Annotated in this window: 6 protein-coding genes; 1 reads left to right on the top strand and 5 read right to left on the bottom strand. The window is 34.8% G+C overall.

All coding sequences use genetic code 11. The annotated features are described in order from the left end of the window. A partial coding sequence (locus ACH2BP_RS09425) for a 3'-5' exonuclease (protein ID WP_395059260.1) occupies window positions 1-425 on the top strand: 425 nt, incomplete at its 5' end. A gap of 16 nt (window positions 426-441) precedes the next feature. Here ACH2BP_RS09425 and ACH2BP_RS09420 read toward each other — a convergent pair. The 5 genes from ACH2BP_RS09420 to ACH2BP_RS09400 all read right to left on the bottom strand — a co-directional run. Next, the gene (locus ACH2BP_RS09420) at window positions 442-927 is read right to left on the bottom strand and encodes a 4'-phosphopantetheinyl transferase superfamily protein (protein WP_395059258.1); all 486 of its coding nucleotides are present in this window, start codon (window positions 925-927) and stop codon (window positions 442-444) included. Window positions 928-952: 25 nt separating this feature from the next. Beyond that, window positions 953-1,210: an acyl carrier protein gene (locus ACH2BP_RS09415; RefSeq protein WP_395059256.1), complete on the bottom strand. Its 258-nt coding sequence runs from the start codon at window positions 1,208-1,210 to the stop codon at window positions 953-955. A gap of 108 nt (window positions 1,211-1,318) precedes the next feature. Further along, window positions 1,319-2,593, bottom strand: coding sequence for a beta-ketoacyl-[acyl-carrier-protein] synthase family protein (locus tag ACH2BP_RS09410; protein ID WP_395059254.1), 1,275 nt, complete (start codon window positions 2,591-2,593; stop codon window positions 1,319-1,321). A gap of 39 nt (window positions 2,594-2,632) precedes the next feature. Further along, window positions 2,633-3,079, bottom strand: coding sequence for a 3-hydroxyacyl-ACP dehydratase FabZ family protein (locus tag ACH2BP_RS09405; RefSeq protein WP_395059252.1), 447 nt, complete (start codon window positions 3,077-3,079; stop codon window positions 2,633-2,635). Window positions 3,080-3,087: 8 nt separating this feature from the next. After that, window positions 3,088-3,824: type III polyketide synthase (locus ACH2BP_RS09400; protein ID WP_395059250.1), on the bottom strand; the 737-nt coding region annotated here is incomplete at its 5' end.

The following is a 3,824-nucleotide window of genomic DNA, read 5'->3' as shown; positions in this document are numbered from 1 at the left end:
ATAGTATTGTTATTGGGGATAGCTTTGAAGCCGTTTTGTTGCAATACAAATTTCTTCACGATAACGGACTTTCAAACGAATTTATCGTAGAAAGTAAAATGAAAAAATTGGGTGAACTTGAGGCTATTAAATCACTGATTGAATTCCTTGGAAATGCCGTACTGGTAGGTCATCACATTGATTTTGATGTAGAAATGATTAATGCTGCACTAGAGAGACTCGATTGCGGGCGCCTAAAAAATGAAGCTTTAGATATTGATGTAATGTATCGTAAATTACAAGACATAAACAACAGGCAATTTTCATTAGACGAATTAAGTATCATATACAACTTACCAAAAAGTGATCGGAATTCTTCTTCCGAAGACGCCTACAAAATTGCTTTATTATTCTTAAAATTAAAGTCTAGATTGGGAATTAAATAACAACTGGATTTATAAATCAAAGGGTAATTCCTTTCCAAAAACGCCCGTGATGAGAAATCGAAACGGGCTTTTTTATTTCGCTAAAATCGTCAATTATATATGGAATTCCGTTTGTTTTACAGATTTTAGCGTCTGCTTTTATGTCCTTAATTTGAATAAAATAATTTTCTTCCGAAACCGCAATTGTATAAATATTGTCTTCTGAAATTTTGGTTTTTGTATGATAGATATTCCCATTACAGAGAACCGTTCCTGAAGTTTCGCTTTCGTATAAACATACAAGTTGCAAAGGGAAATACATTCTAATATTCGTCTGCCTATTATAGATTTTATAAGCAGCTTCTTTTCTGGTCCATAAGTTCCAAACCATTACTTCCGGACTCTCGGCACAAGTAATAAGCAGCTGTTCCTGTTGCGTAAAAATTTTATCCAAAAAACCTTTCCGCTTCCAGTTGCTTTCTTTTTTGGCTAAAGCCAAATCTACTATATCGTTTCCAATCACCTTATTTATCTATTTTGAATACCACTTATTCTTTTTCTGATAATTTAGCGTCAATAATTTCCATTGCTGCTTTTACGTTGATCATTCGTTCCATCGATTCATTATCAATTACGATGTTGTATTTTTCTTCTATATCTAAAATAACATCAACTAAATTAGCAGAGTTAATTTTCAAGTCATTGATGAAATCAGTTTCTTCCGTCAATGTGTCAAATGCTTCCTGATTTGCAATGTACGGTTTAACAATATTTTTTAATTCTTCAATTGTTTGTTCTTTATTCATATTTAATTTTTTAGCCAACAAAGGCAATAAGATGAGACGTTTATTTATTCGTTCTAATTTGATGTTTATTTTTTGATTCTGCTTTTTCCTAATTAACACTGAATTATACTAGGTTTTAAATTTCTTGAAAATTACACAACCATTGACATCTCCAAAACCAAAACTCGCTTTTGCTATGATATTTAATTCTGTTTCAATTACTTTTCTTGGGATTCGGGACTCATCAATAAGCGTAGTAATCTCAGGATGTAAATCTTCACAATTAATATTTGGAAAAACAAATCCCTCATGCAATTGCAATATCGAAGCTACACTTTCAATGCTACCTGCGCCAGACAAACAATGACCTACCATTGATTTTAAAGAATTTATATACGGAAAATCAATTCCTTTTCTTCCTAAAGCTTCACTCCAATTCTGGATTTCTAAACTATCTTTTGATGTTGCTGTCAAGTGCCCATTAATAGCATCTATATCCTTTGGAAGAAGACCTGCATTTTCAATGGCATTTTTTATACATTTCTGAACGGCGACAGGATTTGGGGCAGTCATAGTTCCTAATCCACGTTGGCCACCAGAATTTACATTTCCGCCTAAAACTTCGGCGTAAATTTTTGCCCCGCGAGCTACCGCACTTTCTAAATCTTCTAAAACCAAAGCTCCTGCTCCGCTTCCAGGAACAAACCCAGAAGCACTTATGCTCATTGGCCTTGAGCCTTCCTCTGGGGAATCATTATGTTTAAAAGTGCAAACGCGCATAGCATCGAATCCTCCCCAAATATAAGGGCCTGAATCACTTGTGCTTCCTGCTAAAATACGTTTTGCCTGACCTGATTGTATACGCTCGAATGCCATCAGAATGCTTTCGGTTCCTGTAGTGCAAGCCGATGAATTAGTTGTAACCTGATTCCCTAAACCTAATTTCCCTCCTAAATAAGCGCTCACACCACTATTCATAGTTTGCGCCACGGCAGTACTTCCTAACCTTCTAGTTTGAAAATCATCAATTTTATAAATACTTTCCCGAAATTTATCTATGCCAGAAGTTCCTGTGCCAAAAATAGTTCCGCTATCCCAATCCGGTTCATCGTTAATTTCTAATGACAAACCAGCATCTTTCCAAGCATCTATTCCTGCAATTACACCATACAAAATACCCGTTGAGTTAAAATTTCGCAACTCTAGTTCAGAGAAGTATTGCAATGACAATTCAACAGAAACTTCAGGCCTTCCGGAAATCTGACAGGAAAATTGCAATCGTTCTAATTCAGTGTCGTGCTTGATTCCAGAAATCCCATTTTTGATAGCATGAGTAAACGCATCAAGCCCTACTCCATTTGGAGCAACAACACCAAGCCCCGTAATAACTACTCTTTTTTGCATACAGAAAATAATTTTTAAACCATTAAGGCATTAAGAATATTAAGTTATTTCACTCTTTGAAACTATCATTCCAGCTATTGTTCCTGTGCAAACAACATCTTCTTTTTCGTTTTTCATAACTACTTTACATTTTAGTTTTCCAAATCTAAAATATATTTTTTCCGAAATCACAATCACTTTTTCATTTGGAAAAACAGGTTTTAAAAATTCAATATCATTTGATGTTAAAGCAATTGAAGTACTTTTACTAAATGTATTATTTAATAAAAATATACCTAGACAAACCAACCCAATTTGAGCCATAACTTCCGTTAAAATAACACCTGGAGTAACTGGAAATTCCTTAAAATGCCCTTTGTAAAAATCTAGATTTTCATCAAAAGTGTAACTGCCCTCTACTCCATTTTCATCAATATGGGTTATTTCGTCCACAAATAGAAAAGGCTTTGAATATGGCAATTGTGCTATGATATCTTGGCTATTCATTTTCGTTTTTAAAACTGGAGTAATACTCGTTGTGCTGAAAATCCTGGTCCAAAACTCAGCATTAATCCTTTTGACCCTTTTTCTGGATTACCATCCATAATTCTTTCCAGAACATATAAAACAGTAGCGCTCGACATATTTCCATACAAGCGTAATACTTCTTTGGTATCGTTTATATTTTTTCCTAAATCAGAAAATAAAGCTTCAACCGTTTGTACAATTTTCTTTCCTCCTGGATGAAAAATTAAATGGTCGATATCTTTCATTTCTAGAGTATTTCGTTCTAAAAAAGGATGAATGATATCCGGAAAATGCGAAGCTATCGTTTCGGGAACTTCAATATCCAAAACCATCTGCAAGCCTGAATTGGTGAGCTTAAAGCCCATCATATGAATGTTATCGTAAAAATGATACATTTCCTCAGCTAGAATTTCAGGTCCTTCATCATCTTCATGGGAAGAAAGCAAAACACAAGCGGCTCCATCACCAAAAATTGCCGCACTTACAATGTTTGCCATCGAAAAATCATCTAATTGAAACGTTGCAGTCGGACTTTCGACAGCAATTACTGCAGCTCGTTTTCCAGGATTAGCCTGCAAGAAATTTTTAGCATAGATAATTCCAGAAATTCCTGCCGCACAGCCCATTTCAGTGACTGGAAGCCGAACAATATCCTGACGCAATTTTAATTTATTAATTAAATAGGCATCTAATGAAGGAATCATAATTCCAGTGCAACTAACGG

The organism is Flavobacterium sp. (assembly GCF_043756175.1).
Classification (GTDB): Bacteria; Bacteroidota; Bacteroidia; order Flavobacteriales; family Flavobacteriaceae; genus Flavobacterium.
Note: the sequence above shows the minus strand (reverse complement) of the source record. Positions and strands in the feature narration are given on the sequence as shown.

Bases quoted from the DNA above. Each gene is read 5' to 3' on its own strand.
- ACH2BP_RS09415 (WP_395059256.1), bottom strand. From the start codon at position 1,210: ATGAATAAAGAACAAACAATTGAAGAATTAAAAAATATTGTTAAACCG.
- ACH2BP_RS09410 (WP_395059254.1), bottom strand. From the start codon at position 2,593: ATGCAAAAAAGAGTAGTTATTACGGGGCTTGGTGTTGTTGCTCCAAAT.
- ACH2BP_RS09405 (WP_395059252.1), bottom strand. From the start codon at position 3,079: ATGAATAGCCAAGATATCATAGCACAATTGCCATATTCAAAGCCTTTT.